The organism is Candidatus Darwinibacter acetoxidans (assembly GCF_041936445.1).
In the GTDB taxonomy this organism is placed as follows: domain Bacteria; phylum Bacillota; class Limnochordia; order Darwinibacteriales; family Darwinibacteriaceae; genus DTU010.
In genome coordinates this window covers 1-1,205 of the sequence record NZ_JBHGXH010000210.1, presented here as the reverse complement: position 1 = coordinate 1,205, position 1,205 = coordinate 1, and the positions used below count along the sequence as shown (strand labels likewise).

General features: G+C 54.6%; 3 protein-coding genes. All 3 read right to left on the bottom strand.

Annotated features, from left to right (window positions below; translation table 11 throughout):
• Positions 1-213 (bottom strand): phage tail assembly protein T (locus ACE4YL_RS08030; RefSeq protein WP_461369486.1); only part of this gene is annotated, 213 nt, incomplete at its 3' end.
• 14 nt (positions 214-227) lie between these two features.
• Positions 228-632: a hypothetical protein gene (locus ACE4YL_RS08025; RefSeq protein WP_461369485.1), complete on the bottom strand. Its 405-nt coding sequence runs from the start codon at positions 630-632 to the stop codon at positions 228-230.
• Positions 633-645: 13 nt separating this feature from the next.
• Positions 646-1,050, bottom strand: coding sequence for a phage tail tube protein (locus tag ACE4YL_RS08020; RefSeq protein ID WP_461369484.1), 405 nt, complete (start codon positions 1,048-1,050; stop codon positions 646-648).
• Positions 1,051-1,205: the final 155 nt, after the last annotated feature.

The window sequence follows — 1,205 nt, the reverse complement described above, 5'->3', positions numbered from 1 at the left end:
TGTGGGTTCTTTGTCGCGCTCAAGCATAAAATCCTTCGGCTGGAATGGCTTCTTTTGCTTTTTCGGGTCTCTGTTGACGTTTGCTATGGTAGACGCCACCAGCCCAGCCCGCCAATCATCGACCTCAGTTCCCCACGGCTCCATCTCGAAAAACGCTGTCCACTCAGAGAGCTCCCGGCTGTCAATGCGCTCCAGGAGCTCCCGAACGGTCATGCCAAGAGCCAGGGCTAACCGAAAATAGAATCTTCGCTGAGGTCGTCCTCTGAGTTTTTTGCTAGTTCCTCCACGTCCTCGTCTTTGAGGCCGGAGAGCCTCTGCGCCACATCAAACACACGATCCAGGGCCGCAGCGGACTTCTTGCCGAGAAGCGCGGCGTCGTCGTCGGTGAACAGCCTCTTGCCTTCCTCGTCAACAGCGGTTAGCGCGACGAGTTTCGCCCGGATGTTGCGAAGGTTCATTTTCGTTGACTTCCCGCGCTGCTCGACCACTGAGGCCTCGAAAGCATCACGCTCCGCACCTGTAAGTGCGCGCACGTAGACGCAACCACCCCATTCAGGCACTTCAACCAGCTCGCGAGGGAGGTCCTCCGCTTGCAGGATCGCGTCTCTCGTCAGTATTTTCAGTTTAGCCATATCTCATATCCTCCTACGCTATTGCGCCATATGTGGGCTTGCTTGTGACCGCAATCGTCACCTCAGCCTGCATCACATCGCCGGCGGTAATTTCCTGTGGTGCGAATCCGGTCACATAGCCGCTAAAGGTGTAGCCCTTTCCGCTGGGATATTTGATTTTACAGGTCTGCTTAACGCCACTATACAGAGCGGCCTCGCAGGCCTGGTGTCCGGCATCCTCTGGGTTAAAGTTGATTGTGAATGACATGTCCCCGCCATCTATCAGCCCAATCAACTTCTTCTTGAATTCATCGGTGGGGTTAAGATCCTCCACATCAACCGTTTCTCTCGTTGGCCCTGGCGGAGAAATACTTGCCACCTGTCCTATTGTGTTTGCCCCCAATATGAACTGGGTCTTTAGGCCCGTTGCTTCAGCCATTTAATACCCCTCCTTATGGAATGATTTCTACCAGCTCTTCATACGTCGGCTTTGCAGTCACAGCGATTGTGACCTCGGCCTGCATGACGTCGCTTGCAGCGATCTCTTGAGGCGCAAAGCCCGTCACGATGCCGGTAATGTCGTAATATCCACCG

Excerpts from the sequence above, each read along its gene's own strand:
- ACE4YL_RS08025 (WP_461369485.1), bottom strand. The coding sequence starts at position 632 with ATGGCTAAACTGAAAATACTGACGAGAGACGCGATCCTGCAAGCGGAG.
- ACE4YL_RS08020 (WP_461369484.1), bottom strand. The coding sequence starts at position 1,050 with ATGGCTGAAGCAACGGGCCTAAAGACCCAGTTCATATTGGGGGCAAAC.